The sequence below is a fragment of the Pseudomonas sp. JDS08PS003 genome (assembly GCF_045013505.1).
Lineage (GTDB): Bacteria > Pseudomonadota > Gammaproteobacteria > Pseudomonadales > Pseudomonadaceae > Aquipseudomonas > Aquipseudomonas protegens_B.
This window is the reverse complement of the sequence record NZ_CP120724.1, coordinates 2,380,255-2,400,143: the sequence shown is the minus strand read 5'-3', so window position 1 is coordinate 2,400,143 and position 19,889 is coordinate 2,380,255. Positions and strand designations below refer to the sequence as shown.

General features: G+C 61.3%; 16 protein-coding genes. 3 read left to right on the top strand and 13 right to left on the bottom strand.

The annotated features are described in order from the left end of the window. Positions 1-78: 78 nt before the first annotated feature. From P7C00_RS10980 to truA, 5 genes are all read right to left on the bottom strand, one after another. Positions 79-726 carry an SPOR domain-containing protein gene (locus P7C00_RS10980; RefSeq protein WP_404938913.1) on the bottom strand — a complete coding sequence of 216 codons (648 nt, stop codon included), beginning with the start codon at positions 724-726 and terminating at the stop codon, positions 79-81. After that, entirely contained in the window at positions 710-2,017 is a 1,308-nt protein-coding gene (gene folC / locus P7C00_RS10975; protein WP_404938911.1) for a bifunctional tetrahydrofolate synthase/dihydrofolate synthase, read from the bottom strand. Before folC ends, P7C00_RS10980 begins: the two co-directional genes overlap by 17 nt. Continuing rightward, positions 2,014-2,934, bottom strand: a complete 921-nt coding sequence (gene accD / locus P7C00_RS10970) for an acetyl-CoA carboxylase, carboxyltransferase subunit beta (protein ID WP_019094939.1) — start codon at positions 2,932-2,934, stop codon at positions 2,014-2,016. The genes folC and accD overlap by 4 nt, the downstream gene beginning before the upstream one ends. A gap of 259 nt (positions 2,935-3,193) precedes the next feature. Continuing rightward, entirely contained in the window at positions 3,194-3,826 is a 633-nt protein-coding gene (locus P7C00_RS10965; protein ID WP_346631696.1) for a phosphoribosylanthranilate isomerase, read from the bottom strand. Positions 3,827-3,889: 63 nt separating this feature from the next. Next, entirely contained in the window at positions 3,890-4,714 is an 825-nt protein-coding gene (gene truA / locus P7C00_RS10960; protein WP_346632067.1) for a tRNA pseudouridine(38-40) synthase TruA, read from the bottom strand. A 218-nt stretch (positions 4,715-4,932) separates the two neighbouring features. Here truA and P7C00_RS10955 point away from each other — a divergent pair, with 218 nt between their 5' ends. Next, positions 4,933-5,592, top strand: coding sequence for a M24 family metallopeptidase (locus P7C00_RS10955; RefSeq protein WP_346631697.1), 660 nt, complete (start codon positions 4,933-4,935; stop codon positions 5,590-5,592). Positions 5,593-5,665: 73 nt separating this feature from the next. Here the strand turns inward: P7C00_RS10955 and P7C00_RS10950 are convergent, their stop codons facing one another. The 7 genes from P7C00_RS10950 to leuC all read right to left on the bottom strand — a co-directional run bounded on the left by P7C00_RS10950 (position 5,666) and on the right by leuC (position 14,883). After that, complete coding sequence (locus P7C00_RS10950) at positions 5,666-8,251, bottom strand: FimV/HubP family polar landmark protein (protein ID WP_404938909.1); 2,586 nt, start codon at positions 8,249-8,251, stop codon at positions 5,666-5,668. A gap of 205 nt (positions 8,252-8,456) precedes the next feature. Continuing rightward, positions 8,457-9,467 (bottom strand): aspartate-semialdehyde dehydrogenase, encoded by a 1,011-nt coding sequence (locus P7C00_RS10945; protein WP_346631699.1) that lies wholly within the window; start codon positions 9,465-9,467, stop codon positions 8,457-8,459. Positions 9,468-9,648: 181 nt separating this feature from the next. Beyond that, the gene (gene asd, locus P7C00_RS10940; protein WP_102863663.1) at positions 9,649-10,761 is read right to left on the bottom strand and encodes an aspartate-semialdehyde dehydrogenase; all 1,113 of its coding nucleotides are present in this window, start codon (positions 10,759-10,761) and stop codon (positions 9,649-9,651) included. A gap of 54 nt (positions 10,762-10,815) precedes the next feature. Continuing rightward, positions 10,816-11,898 (bottom strand): 3-isopropylmalate dehydrogenase, encoded by a 1,083-nt coding sequence (gene leuB, locus P7C00_RS10935; RefSeq protein WP_102863665.1) that lies wholly within the window; start codon positions 11,896-11,898, stop codon positions 10,816-10,818. A gap of 51 nt (positions 11,899-11,949) precedes the next feature. Next, the gene (locus P7C00_RS10930) at positions 11,950-12,714 is read right to left on the bottom strand and encodes a class I SAM-dependent methyltransferase (protein WP_404938907.1); all 765 of its coding nucleotides are present in this window, start codon (positions 12,712-12,714) and stop codon (positions 11,950-11,952) included. Positions 12,715-12,809: 95 nt separating this feature from the next. Next, positions 12,810-13,454, bottom strand: a complete 645-nt coding sequence (gene leuD / locus P7C00_RS10925) for a 3-isopropylmalate dehydratase small subunit (protein WP_346631701.1) — start codon at positions 13,452-13,454, stop codon at positions 12,810-12,812. Positions 13,455-13,464: 10 nt separating this feature from the next. Continuing rightward, positions 13,465-14,883: a 3-isopropylmalate dehydratase large subunit gene (gene leuC / locus P7C00_RS10920; protein ID WP_123723620.1), complete on the bottom strand. Its 1,419-nt coding sequence runs from the start codon at positions 14,881-14,883 to the stop codon at positions 13,465-13,467. 153 nt (positions 14,884-15,036) lie between these two features. Here leuC and P7C00_RS10915 point away from each other — a divergent pair, with 153 nt between their 5' ends. Beyond that, positions 15,037-15,927: a LysR family transcriptional regulator gene (locus P7C00_RS10915; protein WP_346631702.1), complete on the top strand. Its 891-nt coding sequence runs from the start codon at positions 15,037-15,039 to the stop codon at positions 15,925-15,927. A gap of 84 nt (positions 15,928-16,011) precedes the next feature. Beyond that, positions 16,012-19,290 (top strand): EAL domain-containing protein, encoded by a 3,279-nt coding sequence (locus tag P7C00_RS10910; protein ID WP_346631703.1) that lies wholly within the window; start codon positions 16,012-16,014, stop codon positions 19,288-19,290. 49 nt (positions 19,291-19,339) lie between these two features. Here the strand turns inward: P7C00_RS10910 and P7C00_RS10905 are convergent, their stop codons facing one another. After that, a complete protein-coding gene (locus tag P7C00_RS10905; protein WP_346631704.1) occupies positions 19,340-19,786 on the bottom strand; it encodes an Hsp20 family protein in 447 nt (148 codons plus the stop codon). Positions 19,787-19,889: the final 103 nt, after the last annotated feature.

Below are 19,889 nucleotides of genomic sequence, written 5' to 3'. Positions count from 1 at the left end.
AAGGCGGCGCATTTTAACAGAGCGCTTGGCTGTCGGTAAGCTGCGATTCACTGTGCTTTTGAAATCAACCAGATAGCCTCAGCCACGCTCCGGCTGAAAGCGCACCACAAACCCCTTGAGGTTGTGCTGACGACCCAACAGGTCACGCAGACGGTCGGCCTCGGCACGCTCGATCAACGGCCCGACAAATACCCGATTCTTACCTTCAGCGGAACGGATATAAGCGTTATAGCCTTGGCTGCGCAGGGTTTTCTGCAGGTTTTCCGCACTTTCACGGCTCGACAGGCTGGCCAACTGCACCGACCAACTGATGGACAGACCATTGGCATCGACCCGACTCTGACTGGTATCAGGCTTGGTAGCGACAATCGGCTGGGCCGGGGCCGGCACAGGAGCAGGCTTTGGCGCAGGCTTGCTAGCCACTACAGGTGCCGGTGCAACCGCTGGCGTACTCGGAGCAATCGGCATCGACGGTGCAACCTGCTGGACCACGGGCTCCTCGACAGGAACCGACTCCTGAGGCAACACCTGGGGCTCAGGCACAACCACCGGCTCAACCTGAACCTGAGGCATGGCCGAGGCCTGTGGCGCTGGCGGCGCCTCAACCGTTACGTGGCGCTGCTCATCCTCTCGCGAGAACAGCATCGGCAGAAAGATCACCGCCAAAGCCACCAAGACCAGCGCTCCAACCATTCGCTGCTTGTAGACCTTATCCAGCATTGCCATGTGCAGCTTCCTCCGTGGAGCGCCGGGCGAGCCACTCAAGCGCCTCGGCAACACAATAAAAAGATCCGAACAGCAGAATTTCGTCATCTGCGGTCGCTTGTGCACATTGCGCATCCAACGCCGCAGCGACACTGGCATAAGACGCTACCGAAGCACCAAGGTTCTCCAAGGCGGCCTGCAGATCTTCCACTGGACGCGCCCGAGGCGAATCCAGGGGGGCTACCGCCCAGTGCTGGACCGAGGACTGCAAACTGCCGACCACCCCTGACAGATCCTTGTCCGCCAGCAGACCAAATACCGCCAAGCGCTTGCCTGCTACGGGTCGACGCGCCAGGCGCTCAGCCAGATACTGCGCGGCATGGGGATTGTGCCCCACATCCAGCAGCAGGTTCAGACGCTTGCCCTGCCATTCGATCTGCCGACGATCCAGACGACCGGTCACCCGGGTCAGCTGCAGAGCGGCACCGATCAGCTCAGGCTGCCAGGGCAACCCGGTAAGCAGGTAGGCCTGCAAGGCCAATGCCGCGTTTTCCATGGGCAGATCGAGCAGCGGCAGATCCCGCAGCTCGACCTGATTGCCCTCGGCATCCAGACCGCGCCATTGCCAATATTCTTCGGTGAGCCCAAGGTCGAAATCTCGCCCCCGAAGGAAAAGCGGACAACCCAGCTCCCGCGCCTTGTCCAGCAATGGCTGCGGCGGATTCAGGTCGCCACACAACGCCGGCGCGCCGGCACGGAAGATTCCAGCCTTCTCGAAAGCCACGGACTCCCGGGAATCTCCCAGGTACTCGATGTGATCGACACCAATGCTGGTGACCAATGCCAGGTCGGCATCCACCAGATTGACCGCATCCAGACGCCCACCCAGCCCCACTTCCAGGACGACTGCATCCAGGGCCGCACGCTGGAACAGCCAGAACGCCGCCAGGGTGCCCATCTCGAAATAGGTCAGGGAGACATCACCACGCCCCGCCTCCACCGCAGCGAAGGCCTCGCACAGTTGCTGATCAGTGGCCTCAAGACCGTTGATCTGCACCCGCTCGTTGTAACGCAGCAGATGCGGCGAGCTGTAGACCCCTACCTGCAGGCCCTGGGCCCGCAACAGGGAAGCGACAAAGGCACAGGTAGATCCCTTGCCGTTGGTACCGGTGACCGTGATCACCCGAGGCGCCGGCTTGCCCAGCCCCATCCGGGCCACTACCTGCTGCGAGCGCTCCAACCCCATATCGATGGCCGAAGGATGCAACTGCTCAAGGTAGGCGAGCCAATCGCCCAGGGTACGCTGGGTCATAGGTTTGCTGGAGCCGGCGGAACCACGATCGGCTCAACGGGAGCAGCCACGAACTCCGGCGTCGGCAGCCCCATCAGCTGGGCCAGCAGGTTACCCAGACGTGGACGCAACTCCTGACGGGAGATGATCATGTCGATGGCACCGTGCTCCAGGAGGAACTCACTGCGCTGGAAACCTTCCGGCAGTTTTTCCCGCACAGTCTGCTCGATCACTCGCGGACCAGCGAAGCCCACCAGAGCTTTAGGCTCAGCGACGATCACATCACCCAACATCGCCAGACTGGCGGAAACACCACCGTAGACCGGATCGGTCAGCACGGAGATGAATGGAATGCCTTCTTCACGCAGACGCGCCAGCACGGCGGAGGTCTTGGCCATCTGCATCAGGGAGATCAGTGCCTCCTGCATCCGCGCACCACCGGAGGCGGAGAAGCAGATCATTGGGCAGCGGTTTTCCAGGGCGTAGTTGGCCGCGCGGACGAAACGCTCGCCAACGATGGCGCCCATGGACCCGCCCATGAAGGAGAACTCAAAGGCCGAAACCACGACCGGCATGCCCAGCAGGGTGCCGCTCATGGAAATCAGAGCGTCCTTCTCGCCCGTCTGCTTCTGCGCCGCTGTCAGGCGGTCCTTGTACTTCTTGCCGTCACGGAACTTCAGACGGTCAACCGGCTCCAGGTCAGCGCCCAGTTCGGCACGGCCTTCGGCGTCGAGGAAGATGTCGATACGGGCGCGAGCACCGATGCGCATGTGGTGATTGCACTTGGGGCAAACATCCAGGGTCTTTTCCAGCTCCGGCCGATAAAGCACTGCCTCGCAGGACGGGCACTTATGCCAAAGACCTTCAGGCACCGAGCTTTTCTTCACCTCGGAACGCATGATCGAAGGGATCAGTTTGTCTACTAACCAGTTGCTCATGCTTTCTTTCTCCAGTACCGGCGGCCCGAACGCTCTGGTTCGCAACCCCGCGTATGCCCTTGAGCTAAATTCATGTGTGCGGCGATGATCACTTCGCTACCGCGGTCAGCACCGGGCTCGACCTGCCTGCAACGAAATGCTCCTCAGCCATCTCGACAACCCGCGATAGAGCGGTTGCCACTCGATTCCGACCCCGCCTGAAGGCGGCGCCTGCCTGTTTTGTACAGTGGTGTTATGGACGGCGGCAGACTGCCAGCCGTCACATCGACTCGTTGCTGCGACGCACTGCCTGCATAAATGCCTGAATCTTTGCCGAATCCTTGATGCCCTTGCTCTGTTCCACACCGCCACTGACATCCACCGCATAGGGACGAACCCGAGCGATGGCCTCGGCGACGTTCTGCGCTGACAGCCCACCGGCCAGAATGATCGGCTTGCTCAGCCCCTGAGGAACCAGGGACCAGTCAAAAGCCTCGCCAGTTCCCCCCGGCACCCCCTCGACATAGGTATCCAGCAGAATCCCGCTGGCACGCGGATAAGCCTGGCAGACCGCGGCAATGTCATCCCCGGCCTTGACTCGCAGCGCCTTGATATAGGGACGGTGATAACCCTCGCAATCCGCCGCCGACTCATCGCCGTGAAACTGCAGCAGGTCCAGCGGCACAGCATCGAGGATTTCCCCCAACTCGCAGCGACTGGCGTTGACGAACAGCCCGACCGTGGTCACGAACGGCGGCAAGGCGGCGATGATCGCCCGCGCTTGCTGCACACTGACCGCCCGCGGACTCTTGGCATAGAACACCAGACCGATGGCATCGGCCCCCGCCGCCACCGCTGCCAACGCATCTTCTATGCGGGTAATCCCGCAAATCTTGCTGCGAACAGCTGACATGTCGTTTGAACCTCGGGGGCAAATTCGGAAAGTTCCGGATGGTAGCAAATGCTTTTCCGGGCGTCAGCCGTCAAGTTCAGACCAACCGGTGAGGAAATGTGGCCCGATGTATCGCTCCGGCAACTGGAACTCATCCTTGTATTCCACCTGCACCAGATACAGGCCGAAAGGATGGGCGGTGACCCCACCCGTGCGGCGAATCCGGCTCTCCAGCACTTCCCGCGCCCACTCAACCGGCCGTTCGCCCGCACCGATGGTCATCAAGACCCCGGCAATATTGCGCACCATGTGATGCAGGAACGCACTGGCGCGAATATCCAGGACAATCATCTTGCCGTGCCGGGTGACCCGCAGGTGGTGAATCTCCTTGATTGGTGACTTGGCCTGACACTGGCCGGCCCGGAACGCACTGAAATCATGGGTGCCCACCAGAAACGCGGCAGCCTGAGCCATCCGTTCGATATCCAGCGGCCGGTGATTCCAAGTGACCTCCTCATTGAGATGGGCCGGACGGATCTGATCGTTGTAGATCACATAGCGATAGCGGCGGGCGATGGCCTTGAACCGAGCATGAAAATGCGCCGGCATCTCCTGGGCCCAACTGACACTGATGTCGTGAGGCAGGTTGATATTGGCCCCCATGACCCAAGCCTTCATCGAACGCACGGCCTGAGTATCGAAATGCACCACCTGACCACAGGCATGCACGCCGGCATCGGTACGCCCCGCACAGGCCACCACCACGGGAGAGTCCGCGACCCTGGACAAGGCCTTCTCCAGGGTTTCCTGGACGCTGGGCACACCAGAAGCCTGACGCTGCCAACCGCGATAGCGCGAACCTTTGTATTCAACACCCAGAGCGATGCGGGAAAAGCCTGCGGCCGCCATTTCGGCAGCCGGGTTATCTATATTTGCCAAGAACTTACAGCCTGCTGATATGCGCAAAGGCGCTCATTATAAGGCTGCTGGGGGCAGACGCCATGCGCTGCCGCGGTTTAGTTGCAGATTGATTCCCATCGACAACGATTGCATCAACCCTCAGGTCGCCGCTATATAGCAATCTACATAACGATAGAGAACCCAACACCCTGACCGAGAGCCGATGAATGATCGCAACCAACAAAGAAGCCGTAGGCCTGGCCTACAGCCTGGAAGGCATGCTCCACGCCAAGCGCATGACCTGGGAGGCCATTGCGCAAATAGCCCGACGGATCAAGCCCGGCATGCACGAATCCACCGCCAGGGAGATGGGCCTCGAAGTACTGCAGGACTTGGGCATGGACCGTATATGGCACCCACTGCTGATTCGTTTTGGCGCCAACACCCTGAAGACCTTCAAGCAACGCTCCGACGGCGATCCTCAACTGGAGGAAAACGACCTGTTCTTCATTGACCTCGGAGTCGTCTGGGATCGCCACGAAGGCGATTGCGGAGCGACTTTCGTCGTAGGTCGCGACGAGGAAATGCACGCCTGCGCCGCTGCCGCCAAGAGCCTGTTCGATCAGGTGCACGATCACTGGAAAACCCATCGAGTGGCCGGCCCCGAGCTGTACCGCTACGCCGAAGAGCAGGCCCGCGCAGTGGGCTGGGTGCTCAATCTGGAGATCAAGGGACATCGGGTCAGCGACTTCCCCCACGCGATCTATCGCGCCGGAGACTTGGGGGACTTCTCCGACTGTCCACAAGTGGGCCTGTGGATCCTGGAAATCCAGATCGCCCACCCTACCCGCCCCTTTGGCGCCTTTTACGAAGACCTGCTGGTCTGAATGACCGCCAAAAGTGCCACAAACAAAAACGGCAGCCTTATCGGCTGCCGTTCTGCTCAAGCATCGGGCTGCTTCAGGCCAGTCGTGCGAGCATTTCCTGCGCTTCGCTCTTCTGCCCTTCGCTACCCTCGCTGAGCACTTCGCCCAGGATGTCCCGCGCGCCGTCGTTGTCACCCATATCGATATAGGCCTGGGCCAGGTCCAGCTTGGTGGCCACTTCATCGCTGCCGGAAAGGAAGTCGAAATCCGCCTCCTCAGGTGCCGCCGCAGCATCTTCAGCCGTGAAGCTTGGCGTTTCCGGCTCCGGCTGATCCAGGCTCTGGGCCAGACGATCCAGCTCGGCGTTGACATCATCCAGCTCGGAGGCAAAGGCGTCCTTGGGCTCCGCCGCCGCATCCATCTCATCAGCCAGGGACAAATCGAAATCTGCCGACAGATCCAGATCATCCAGGGTCGACTCGGTGACGGTAGGCACATCGCCGGCCGGCAGATCCTTGAGATCGTCTTCCAGACTCAACAGGAAGTCGTCATCACTCTGGGTCGCCGTCGGCAGGTCCGCTCCGAGATCCAGGTCGAAATCCCCCAGATCATCCAGGCTTTCCTGGGCCGCAGTCTGCTGCTCAAGAACCGAGCCGAAGCTCAGGTCGTCGTCCAGAGGGAACTCCTCCAGCTCAACCTCAGGTTCGGCCGCCACCACCGCTGGCGAGGCAGCCTCCAGGTCATCCAGACTCAGATCGAAATCCGCATCCAGGCCTTCCACAGGCGCTGCAGGCTCAGCGGGCTGAGGTTCATCCAGCAGCAGCTCTTTAACGTACTGGGCATCCAGCTCCGCAGCCGCTGCCGCCGCAGCCAGACCCGCTGTCGCCGCCACCGCCACCATCGCCGGGAAACGACTCTTGAGCTGTTCGACCTGAGCGTGGTTATCGCCATTGGCTACCAGCTGCCGCTCCTGAGCGACAAAGGCGCTGCGATCACCCTGATGCGCATAGACCTCCATCAGCTTGAGGCGCAGATCACTGCGCTGCGGCTCGAGCTTGACTGCCTCTTCAAGAATGGCCGCTGCCTGGTTCAGGCGGCCTCCGTCGATATGGTTCTGCGCCTGCCCCAGCACATCGGTGGCTCGCTCAACCGGCGCCGCCGGAACTGGCGTCACCAACGGAGCCGGTTCTGGAGCTGGAGCTGGAGCTGGAGCTGGAGCGAGCTTGACGCTTGGCGGAGGGACTTCAAGACCTTCGAAGCTACCTTCAGGAAGGTCCAGCTCCTCGGCGAAATCGCTATTTTCCTCGGACAACGCCCGAGCCATGCGCAGATGCTTTTCCGCTTCTTGCTGAGCCTTGCGACGACGTGCCAGCAACAGCAACAGCAGCAACACAGCCACTATCGCACCGCCGCCGACCAGCCCGAGGAGGATTGGATTGGTCAGCAGATCACCATATTTATCTTCGTCAGCCTGGGCCGCTGGCACATCCGGAGCCGGACTGGCAGCCGGCTCACTGACCGGGACCGCCGGAACCACTGGCGTCGCCGCAGGAACCTCAGGCTTGGCCACCAGCTCAGCAGGCATCGCCGGCGCTGACGGAGCGACAGGGGCCGCGCCTTCAGCCTGCAGTTTGGCCAACTGGTTGTTCTTCAATTCGATCAGGCGCTGCAACTTGTCCAGTTGGCTCTGCAGATCCGCCATGCGCTCTTTGAGTTCGGCATTGTCGCGGCGGGTTGCGTCCAGGCTTTCCTGAGTCACCGCCAGCTTGTTGTTCAGGGCCTTGCTGTCACCCGCGGCGCCCTTGCCGCGAGCCTTGCCGTTCTCCGCAGAAACCAGGCTCAGGTTGTCCTTGGTGTTGACCTGCTTGGGCGCCTTGTCGGCCCCTGCACGACGAGTCGCATCCACCTGTTGCTGGCCTCGGGCACCGGCGCGACGCCCCTGACGCCAGGCGGCATTCTGCGCGGCAACTTCGGCAATGGCCTTGGGCTGCGGCAACGCGGTGCTCTGCACCACGTCAGGCAGGCGCAGAACCCTGCCGGTCTTCAACCGGTTGATGTTGCCATCGATGAAGGCATCCGGGTTCAAGGCCTGGATTGCCAGCATGGTCTGCTGAATCGATGCGCCATTGCGATTCCTGGCAGCGATCTCCCACAGCGTGTCACGGGCCGAAGTGGTGTACTGCGCAGGTTTACTGGCCTTGTTGGCGCGAGTGACCGGGGCATTGACCGCCAGGCCACTGACCGGCGCAGCCTGGGCAGCAGCAGCGGCTTGCGGGGAAAACTTCGACGGGTCCAGCAGCACGCTGTAATCACGCAGCAGACGACCGTTGGGCCACATCACCTGCACCAGGAACTTGACCATCGGCTCAGACAACGGCTGGCTCGAGGTCACCCGCAGCACACTCTTGCCGCCAGGATTGAGAACTGGAGTAAAACTCAGGTCATTGAGGAAGGCCTGGCGATCAACACCGGCCTTGGCGAACTCTTCTGCCGGGGCCAGGCTGGGCACCACTTCCGCAGCAGTAAGGTCCTTGATATCGAGCAATTCGATTTCTGCTACCAGAGGCTGGTTCAGACTCGACTTCAGGGTCAGCTCCCCGAGCCCAAGCGCCTGCGCCATACCGGAGGACAGCGCCGAGGCGGCCGCTATTGCTAACACCAGTTTGCGAACTTGAACCATAGCCTCATCCTTTGTTTGAACATTCCTCGGCCAGCGAGAAGGTTTTGTAGCGGCTGCCATAAGGCACTGCGCGGGATCATGAACGACCGCCACGCGGGATTATTTACTGCATGCCCCGGGAGCACCTGACGGCCACTCACCTCCAGCAACTTGCCAAGCATAGCGCCCAGCTAGATTCATTCTGCAAATTGTTGCCAAGTATCTTTTACAGCAGGTCTTTTATCAACAATTCAGCCAGCTGCACAGCGTTCAAGGCCGCACCTTTACGGACGTTGTCCGAGGTCAGCCACAGATTCAGTTCCGCCGGATCATCGACACCACCACGAACCCGCCCCACATAGACTACGTCCTGGCCCACGGCGTCACCCACGGCAGTGGGATAATCACCGGCGTCCACCAGTTCCAGGCCGGGAGCCGACTCCAATGCCGCATTCACCGCGGCCAGGTCGACGTCGGCACCTGACTGCAAAGTCACGCTATAGCTATCGCCAAAAAACACCGGCGCTTGAATGCAAGTGACAGAAATCTTTAATAAAGGCTGCCCCAGCACTTCCCGCAACTCTCTCACCAGACGCTTTTCCAACAGGGTGTGTCCCTGGGCATCCGGCGTACCGACCTGAGCCAGCAGATTGAAGGCTACTTGGCGGTCGAAGAAACGCGGCTCCAACGGACGTACATTGAGCAGTTCGGCGGTTTGCCGAGCCAGCTCGCTGACGGCCTCACGTCCCTGGCTGGAAATCGCCAGGCTGGCAGTCAGGTTAACCCGCTGGATATCCAGCAAGTCCTTTAACGGCGCCAGCGCCACTGCCAGCGCCGTGGCCGAAGCGCTGGGGCTGCTCAGTTGCACGGGCTTCTTCAGGCCGACCAGTACCCGGGCATTGGCCTCAGGCACCACATTGGGCGCCTGGGCCGACGGCAAGGCACCGGAGAGATCGATCACTGCGCAATTGGCCGCTGTGGCACGGGGAGCGAAGCTCAGGGTCACCGCCGGGCCCGCGGCGAAAAACGCCAGCTGGACCTTGCTGAAGTCGAACTCGTCGACTTCCCGCACACGGACGTTCTTGCCGCGAAACGGCACCGAGTGACCGGCCGACTCGCTGCTGGCCAGCAGGTGCAGGTTAGCAACGGGAAAATCACGTTCTTCGAGAATCTGCACCAGGGTTTCGCCAACCGTGCCGGTGGCGCCGATCACGGCAATATCAAAGGACGGGGTCATGGTGCTACCTCAGGCGGAACGGGGGGAGCGGCACTTTACCCGGCACGCGGTGACGAGGCAATTCGCAGGGGGGAAGTCGTGGTTGGGCGGCAGCATTCTTCGCGGGCAAGCCGGCACCTGCATGGGCATGAAAAAGCCCGCGCCTTGTGCAAGGGACGGGCCTTTTCAAACGTTCAGAGAATCAACGTTCCAGCAAGATCCGCAGCATGCGGCGCAGCGGTTCGGCTGCACCCCACAACAACTGGTCGCCCACGGTGAAGGCACCAAGGAACTGCGAGCCCATGTTCAGCTTGCGCAGACGGCCAACCGGGATGTTCAGGGTGCCGGTGACCTTGGTCGGACTCAGCTCCTGCATGCTGATGTCGCGCTGGTTCGGCACCAGTTTGACCCAGGGGTTGTGCTGGCTGATCAGCCCTTCGATATCGGCGATCGGCACATCCTTGTTGAGCTTGATGGTCAGCGCCTGGCTGTGGCAGCGCATGGCGCCGATGCGCACGCAAATGCCATCCACCGGGATCGGGCTCTTGAAGCGACCGAGGATCTTGTTGGTTTCGGCCTGGGCCTTCCACTCTTCACGGCTCTGGCCGTTAGGCAGTTCCTTGTCGATCCACGGGATCAGGCTGCCGGCCAGCGGCACCCCGAAGTTCTCGGTCGGATAGGCATCGCTGCGCATGGCTTCGGCCACTTTGCGGTCGATGTCGAGGATGGCGCTGGCCGGGTTGGCCAGGTCATCAGCGACGGCCGCGTGGGTCGCGCCCATTTGCTTGATCAGCTCACGCATGTTCTGCGCGCCGGCGCCGGAGGCCGCCTGGTAGGTCATGGCGCTCATCCACTCCACCAGACCGGCTTCGAACAGGCCGCCCAGGCCCATCAGCATCAGGCTGACGGTGCAGTTGCCACCGATGTAGTTCTTGGTCCCGGCATCCAGTTGCTGGTCGATGACCTTGCGGTTCACCGGGTCAAGGATGATCACCGCATCATCCTGCATGCGCAGGCTGGAAGCGGCGTCGATCCAGTAACCCTGCCAGCCGGCTTCACGCAGCTTGGGGAAGACTTCGCTGGTGTAGTCGCCACCCTGGCAGGTCAGAATCACGTCGAGGGTTTTCAACTCTTCAATGTTGTAGGCGTCCTTCAGCGGAGCAATGTCCTTGCCCACCGACGGCCCCTGGCCACCGACATTGGAAGTGGTGAAAAACACCGGTTCAATAAGATCGAAGTCCTGCTCTTCAAGCATCCGCTGCATGAGCACGGAACCGACCATACCGCGCCAACCGATCAGACCTACACGTTTCATCGCAACTACACCTATACAAAAGTGGGCCACCGTCTGTGCGGTGGGCCCGAAAGATTACAGATTCCGCAGCGCGGCGACTACTGCATCGCCCATTTCCTGCGTACCGACTTTGGTGCAACCGGCCGACCAGATGTCACCGGTGCGCAAACCTTGATCCAGCACCCGGCTCACCGCCTGCTCGATGGCATCCGCCGCGTCGTTCAGGTTGAAGCTGTAACGCAGCATCATCGACACCGAGAGGATGGTCGCCAGCGGGTTGGCAACACCCTGGCCGGCGATGTCCGGCGCCGAACCGTGGCAAGGCTCGTACATGCCCTTGTTGTTGGCATCCAGGGAAGCCGACGGCAGCATGCCGATGGAACCGGTGAGCATCGAAGCCTCATCGGAGAGGATGTCGCCGAACATGTTGTCGGTGACGATCACGTCGAACTGTTTGGGGGCGCGCACCAACTGCATGGCAGCGTTGTCGACATACATGTGGCTCAATTCGACATCCGGGTAGTCCAGGGCCACCTGCTCCACCACTTCGCGCCACAGCTGGCTGGAAGCCAGGACGTTGGCCTTGTCCACCGAGCAGAGCTTCTTGCCACGTACCCGTGCCATGTCAAAGCCGACCCGGGCGATACGGCGGATTTCACTCTCGCTGTACGGCAAGGTGTCGTAGGACTGACGCTCGCCATTTTCCAGCTCACGGGTGCCGCGAGGCGCGCCGAAGTAGATGCCGCCGGTCAACTCGCGAACGATGAGGATATCCAGGCCCGAGACAATTTCCGGCTTCAGGCTCGAGGCATCGGCCAGTTGCGGATAGAGGATCGCCGGGCGCAGGTTGCCAAACAGGCCCAGCTGCGCACGAATCTTCAGCAAGCCGCGCTCAGGACGGGTGTCACGCTCGATCTTGTCCCACTTCGGTCCACCCACCGCACCCAGCAGCACGGCATCGGCGGCACGAGCACGATCCAGGGTCTCATCGGCCAGGGGCACACCGTGCTTGTCGATGGCAGCGCCACCGATGACGTCGTGACTCAGCTCGAAGCCCAGGCTGTACTTGTCATTGGCCAATTCCAGCACCTTGACCGCCTCGGCCATGATTTCCGGACCAATACCGTCACCTGGAAGAATCAGAATCTGCTTGCTCATGCGTTCCTCATTTGCTCTGTCGGCCCGCCCGCAGGCGCACCCGGAAAAGTTCTATCGCTCGGCCCACAGCACCAGTACATCTGTACTGAACGAACCATCGGCCTCAATCTCAAAATATTCGCGCACTTCATTGCCCATCGCCTGCTGCAGCTCGCGAATCGCCACCCGCAGCACCTCTGGCGTGCGCATGCGCTCGACCCAGGAGTTGTACTCCAGACGCAGGCGCTGACGAGCGGTACTGCGGGTATGCAGCCCCGCCTCGCTGACCTGGCGCAACCACTCCCCTGCCGAATAGTCACGGACATGACTGGTATCACGCAGCACTTCGACGCTTTGCAGGTAAGTGTCCAGCAGTGGACTGCCCGGCGACAAGACATCAATGAACGCCGCCACGCCACCGGGCTTCAGCACCCGGCGCACCTCTCTCAGGGCCAGGCCCAGATCGCTCCAATGGTGAGCCGAGTAACGACTGAAGACGAAATCGAACTCGCCGTCGGCGAACGGCAAGCGCTCGGCTGCACCTTTAACGGTGCGAACGTTGTGCAGATTACGCTCCTGCGCGGCTGCCGACACTACATCCAGCATCTGCTGGGAGAGGTCGTAGGCCACCACTTCCTTGACCAGCGGCGCAACGTGGAAGCTGACATGACCGGCGCCGCAGCCCAGGTCCAGGACTCGGGCATGGCCCTGGCCCGCCACTTCGGCTTGTAGCAGCGCGAATTCGGCGCCTTGAGCGTGTACGGCACTGCTCAGGTAGGCCGAGGCCCGTTCACCGAACTGCTTCTGTACCACCTGGCTATGGGCGTTGCTGGTCATGCTGTGGTCCTTTTGATCTGGGGGAACAGCGTTCGCTGGCAAGCCTGCTCCTACAACACAAACCTGTAGGAGCCGGCTTGCCGGCGATCAAGCGATCAGGCGTCGCGGAACAACCAGGGCTGGCTGGCCCGATGCTTGGCTTCAAAGGCGGCAATGGCGTCGCCGTCCTGCAAGGTCAGGCCGATGTCGTCGAGACCATTGAGCAGGCAATGTTTGCGGAATGCATCAATCTCGAACTTCAGTACCTTGCCGTCGGGACGGGTCACGGTCTGTGCCTCGAGGTCGATGTGCAACTGGTAACCCGGCGTGGTTTCGACCTGCTGGAACAGCTCGTCGACTTCAGCATCGCTCAAGATGATCGGCAACAAACCGTTCTTGAAGCTGTTGTTGAAGAAGATGTCGGCATAGCTCGGCGCGATGATGCTGCGGAAACCGTACTCTTCCAGGGCCCAGGGTGCGTGCTCACGGCTCGAGCCGCAGCCGAAGTTCTCCCGCGCCAGCAGCACGCTGGCCCCTTGGTAACGCTCGGCGTTGAGGACGAAATCCTTGTTCAACGGACGCTTGGAGTTGTCCTGGTAAGGCTGGCCCACGTCGAGGTAGCGCCACTCATCGAACAGGTTCGGACCGAAGCCGGTGCGCTTGATCGACTTGAGAAACTGCTTGGGGATGATCTGGTCGGTGTCTACGTTGGCACGATCCAAAGGCGCGACCAAACCATTGTGCTGGGTGAAAGCTTTCATGCTGCGCTCCTTAGATCAATTCACGGACGTCGACGAAACGACCGCTGACAGCGGCGGCGGCGGCCATGGCCGGGCTGACCAGGTGGGTACGCCCACCAGCGCCCTGGCGCCCTTCGAAGTTGCGGTTCGACGTCGACGCGCAATGCTCACCGGACTCCAGGCGATCCGGGTTCATCGCCAGGCACATCGAGCAGCCCGGCTCACGCCATTCGAAACCGGCTTCGAGGAAGATCTTGTCCAGGCCTTCCGATTCGGCCTGGGCCTTCACCAGTCCCGAACCCGGGACCACGATCGCCTGCTTGATGGTGGAGGCCACTTTACGGCCCTTGGCGATCACCGCCGCGGCACGCAAGTCTTCGATCCGCGAATTGGTGCAGGAACCGATGAACACGCGATCCAATTGAATGTCGGTGATTGCCTGGTTGGCGCTCAAACCCATGTACTTCAAGGCACGGACGATGGAGTCGCGCTTGACCAGATCCATTTCCTTGGCTGGGTCCGGCACGTTCTGATCCACGGCCAAAACCATTTCCGGCGAAGTGCCCCAGCTGACTTGCGGCTTGATCTGCGCGGCGTCGAGCTCAACCACGGTGTCGAACTGGGCATCGGCATCGGACACCAGGTCTTTCCAGGCCTCGACGGCCAGATCCCATTCAGCGCCCTTGGGGGCGAATGGACGACCCTTGACGTAGGCCACGGTCTTTTCATCCGCCGCCACCAGCCCGACACGGGCACCGGCTTCGATGGACATGTTGCAGATGGTCATGCGGCCTTCAACGGACAGGTCACGAATCGCGCTGCCGGCGAACTCGATGGCGTGACCGTTGCCACCGGCGGTGCCGATCTTGCCGATCACAGCAAGGACGATGTCCTTGGCGGTCACGCCAAACGGCAAGGTGCCTTCCACGCGCACCAGCATGTTCTTCATCTTCTTGGCCACCAGGCACTGGGTGGCGAGCACGTGCTCCACCTCGGAAGTGCCGATGCCATGGGCCAGGGCACCAAAGGCGCCGTGGGTCGAGGTGTGGGAGTCACCGCAGACCACGGTCATGCCCGGCAAGGTCGCGCCCTGCTCCGGACCGATCACGTGGACGATGCCCTGGCGCACGTCGTTCATCTTGAATTCGACGATGCCGTATTCGTCACAGTTGTCATCGAGGGTCTGCACCTGCAGACGGGAGACCTGATCGGCAATCGCTTCGATCCCACCCTTGCGCTCAGGGGTGGTCGGTACGTTGTGGTCCGGGGTGGCGATGTTGGCATCGATGCGCCAAGGCTTGCGCCCGGCCAGACGCAGGCCTTCGAACGCTTGCGGCGAGGTCACTTCATGGATGATGTGACGATCGATATAGATCAGCGCCGAACCATCGTCGCGCTGCTTGACCAAATGCGAATCCCAGAGCTTGTCGTAGAGCGTCTTGCCGGCCATCGGACCATTCCTCATCAGCTTGTTTCTATGCCCCGGGCCCTGATCGTCGGCCGATCAATAACCCCTTGGCTTGTGAGGCTGATGCTATGGCGTTAGATTAAATAACTCAAATTCATATTTTTCATGCTTTGGATAACCAACTGGAATACGATCATGGACCTGGCCAATCTCAACGCCTTTATCGCCATCGCCGAGACCGGCAGCTTCTCCGGCGCCGGCGAACGCCTGCACCTGACCCAGCCAGCCATCAGCAAGCGTATCGCCGGGCTGGAGCAGCAACTCAATGTACGGCTGTTCGATCGCCTGGGCCGCGAGATCGGCCTGACTGAAGCCGGACGCGCGCTGCTGCCCCGGGCCTACCAGATCATCAACGTGCTGGACGACACCCGCCGCGCCCTGACCAATCTCACCGGGGAAGTCAGCGGCCGCCTGACCCTTGCCACCAGCCACCACATTGGTCTGCATCGCCTGCCCTCGCTGCTGCGGGCCTTTACCCGACGCTACCCCCAGGTGGCCCTGGACATACAGTTTCTGGATTCCGAAGTGGCTTATGAGGAAATTCTCCATGGCCGCGCCGAACTGGCGGTGATCACCCTGGCGCCCGAGCCCCACAGCCTGATCAAGGCGACTGCGGTCTGGGACGACCCCCTCGACTTCGTCGCAGCTCCGGAGCATCCGCTGGTCAGCAACGGCCAGGTCAGCCTGGCGGACATCGCCCTGCACCCGGCGGTTTTCCCCGGCGGCAATACCTTTACTCACCATATTGTCCAACGCTTGTTTGAAGCCCAGGGCCTGACACCGAACATCGCCATGAGCACTAACTACCTGGAAACTATAAAGATGATGGTTTCCATCGGTCTGGCCTGGAGCGTCCTGCCCCGCACCATGCTCGACGATCAAGTGGCGCGCATTCCTTTACCGGGCATACAGCTGCGACGCCAGCTAGGCTATATCCTGCATACCGAACGGACGCTGTCGAATGCTGCGCGGGCTTTCATGGCCTTACTGGATGCACAAGTCGATTGGCCAGGGAACCCGGCATAGCTTTTCCGGGTATAGCCCGTGCCACGCCGCACTGTCATGAGTATCCCGCGCCAAACGAATGACTCAGCTCAAGGCCTGACACCCATGCCAAAACCCGCTGACCGTATTCCACCCATGCCGCGCATCCATGCTGTCGACCCTCGGGAGTCGGAACAAAGCTGGGAAAGCGCGCCGCAGCTGCTCGCCGCCCTCAATGGCGCACGACTGGGAGCCTGGTATTGGGATATTGAAAGCGGACAGATCAGCTGGTCCCGGGGCACTCAGGCACTGTTCGGCTTCGATCCGCGCCAACCCCTGCCGGAAAACCTCGAATACCTCGATCTGCTCCCCATCGAAGACCGGGCCAGGACCGTGCGGGCTTTTCACTCGGTGCTGGCGGGGGCGCCCCTGGAACACGCCATGCACCACCGCATTCGCTGGCCCGATGGCAGTCTGCACTGGCTGGAGATCAACGGCAGCGTGCTGCCGGACAAGCACGGCAAGCCCCGAATGATCGGGGTGATCCGCGAGATCACCCACCAACGCCAGCGGGAGGAGGCCCTCAGCAGTTCGGAAAAACGTTTCGCCACCCTGTTCCACCTGTGCCCCAACATGGTGCTGCTGACCCGCCTGGAAGATGGCCTGATCAGCGAAGCCAACCAATACTTCGAAAGCCAGTTCGGCTGGCCCGCCGAGCACGTGATAGGCCGCACCACCCTGGAGATCGGTCTGTGGGTCAATCCCGAACAGCGAGCCCAACTGATCAAGGCCGTACAGAAAAAGGGCCAGGCCGCCAGCCTCGAAGTCCAATTCCGCGCCAGCAATGGCCAGATCCACGACGGCATTCTCAGCGCGCAGAAAATCGAACTGGAAGGCAAGCCCTACCTGCTGAGCACCTTTCTCGATACCAGCGAACGCAAAAGAGCCGAACAAGCCCTCAAGGACAGCCAGGAACGCCTCGACCTGGCCCTGGACTCGGCGCAACTGGGCACCTGGGATTGGCACATTCCCAGCGGCATGCTCTATGGCTCGGCCCGTGCCGCGCAATTGCACGGCCTGGAGCCCGCGCCCTTCCATGAATCCTTCGAAGCCTTTTTCGAGGGTGTACCCACTGAAGAACGCGACAGCATGCGCGATGCCTATCGCAGCCTGCGAGAAGGCCCCGCGGGCAACTACCAGCTGACCTATCGGGTGCAGCTGGCGGACGGCAGCTCGCGCTACCTGGAGAGCCGCGCCCGCCTCTATCGCGACGAGCAGGGCAGTCCACTGCGCATGGCCGGAACGCTGCTGGACATCACCGAGCAGGTGGAACGCGAACAGCGCCTGATCACTTCCGAGGAGAAATTCGCCAGCCTGTTCCAGGTCAGCCCAGACCCTATCTGCCTGACCCTGCTGGAAACCGGCCAGTTCATCGAGATCAATTCAAGCTTCACCCAGACCTTCGGCTGGACCCAGGAAGATGTGATCAACCGCAGCGCCGAGCAGATCGGCTTCTGGGAAGACTCCGCCCCGCGCCTGCGGCGCATCGAACAGGTGATTCGCGAACAGGCACTGAACAACGTGGCAGTGGTGGTCAATCACAAGAACGGCCAGGCGCTGACCTGCATCATTTCCAGCCGCCTGATTACCGTCGACAAGCAGCCGTGCATCGTCACCACACTGCGAGACATCACCCAGCAACAGCGTTCCGAGGCCGCTCTCAAGGCCAGCGAAGAAAAATTCGCCAAGGCCTTCCACTCCAGCCCCGACGCCATCACCATCACCGAGCGCGACACCGGCCGCTACCTGGAGGTCAACGACGGCTTCTGCCGCCTGACCGGCTACCGCACCGATGAAGTGCTCGGCCGCACCATGTACCAGGTCGGCATCTGGGCCGAAGAGGCCCAGCTCGCCACGCTGCTGGCGGAGCTCAGGCTCAAGGGCCGGGTGCATCACCTGGAAATGCTCGGGCGTAACAAGCGCGGGGAAATCCTCACCCTCGAGGTCTCGGTGGAGCCGATCATCCTCAATGAGACCCCATGCCTGCTGCTCACGGCCCGGGACGTCAGCCTGCTGAAGAATGCCCAGGCACAGATCCGCCACCTGGCCTACCACGATCCCTTGACCAACCTGCCCAACCGCGCCCTGCTGATGGACCGCCTGAGCCAGCAGATCGCTCTGCTCAAGCGCCACAACCTGCGGGGCGCCCTGCTGTTCCTCGACCTGGACCACTTCAAGCACATCAACGACTCCCTGGGGCACCCGGTGGGCGATACCGTTCTGAAGATCATCACCGCCAGACTGGAAGCCAGCGTGCGCATGGAAGACACCGTCGCGCGCCTGGGCGGCGATGAGTTCGTGGTACTGCTCAGCGGCCTGGAAGGCTCGCGCAACGAGGTCAGCGAACAAGTTCGGCAACTGGCGGGAACCCTGCGCGAGCTGCTCTCGGAACCGATGTTCCTCGACGGCCAGCGCCTGCAAGTCACCCCCAGCATCGGTGTGGCGCTGATTCCCGATCACGGTTCGACCCCCACCGACCTGCTCAAGCGCGCCGACATCGCCCTTTACCGTGCCAAGGACTCCGGGCGCAACACCACGCAGATGTACCACAACACCATGCAAAAGGCCGCCAGCGAACGACTGCGCATGGAAACCGACCTGCGTCTGGCCCTGTCCCGCGGCGAATTCAGCGTGCACTTCCAGCCTCAGGTGGATGCCCGCGACAACCGCATCGTCGGCGCCGAGGCCCTGGTGCGCTGGCAGCACCCGGAGCTGGGGGCGCAATCACCGACGGAGTTCATCAAGGTACTGGAGGACAGCGGCCTGATCCTTGAAGTGGGCACCTGGATTCTCGATGAGGCCTGCCTGGCCTTCAGCCAACTGATCGAACAAGGCCTGGTGGACCCGTACCACTTCAGTCTGTGCGTCAACATCAGCCCACGACAGTTTCGCCAGAACGACTTTGTCGAAAGAATCGAACACAGCCTGAGCGCCCATGCCCTGCCCTCATCATTGCTGAAGCTGGAGATCACCGAAGGCATCGTGATCCAGAATCTGGATGACACCATCAACAAGATGCGTCGACTGAAAAAACTCGGTGTCAGTTTTGCCATGGACGACTTTGGCACCGGCTACTCCTCCCTGACATACCTCAAACGCTTGCCGGTAGACACCCTGAAGATAGATCAGTCATTTGTCCGCGATGCGACCCACGACCCCAACGATGCGGAAATCATCCGAGCTATCGTTGCCATGGCTCGCAGCCTGAACCTGAAGGTGATCGCTGAAGGCGTGGAAACACCGCAGCAACTGGAGTTTCTGCAGGGACTGGAGTGCCACCTGTACCAGGGCTACCTGCACAGCCGGCCGCTGCCCTTGAGCGAGTTCATGAAACTGCTGAAGTGACGGCCACAAAAAAGGGCGCCACCAGGGCGCCCTTTTTTTTGCAGCGGTCTTAGTGTTGCAGAGCCGGCTGCTGCGCACCGTTGATCGGGATGCGCTTGGCTTTGGCCTCTTCCGGCACGACCCGCAGCAGGTCGATATTCAGCAGACCGTTGCTCAGGGCCGCCGCCTTGACCTCGATATGGTCGGCCAGGCGGAAGGACAGCTTGAATGCCCGCTGGGCAATGCCCTGATGCAGGTAGGTAACGCCTTCATTGGCGTCACGCTTGCCACCGCTCACGGTCAACACGCCTTTTTCCACTTGCAGCTCCAGGTCTTCTTCCTGGAAGCCGGCGGCCGCGATGACGATGCGGTACTCATCGTCGGCGTGTTTCTCAACGTTGTAGGGTGGGTAGCTGCTGCCCGGTTCGTTACGCAGTGCCGACTCGAACAGATCATTGAAACGGTCGAAGCCGACAGAGGAACGGAACAGTGGAGCCAAGGAAAATGCAGTACTCATGGGTATTTCTCCTGATAGTCAGCGAGTGGTTATCTCCGCGACCCGAATTCGGCGTCGCGTACCCAAGAGATAGGGATAGGCCCTGACATTTCAAGAGGCGTTT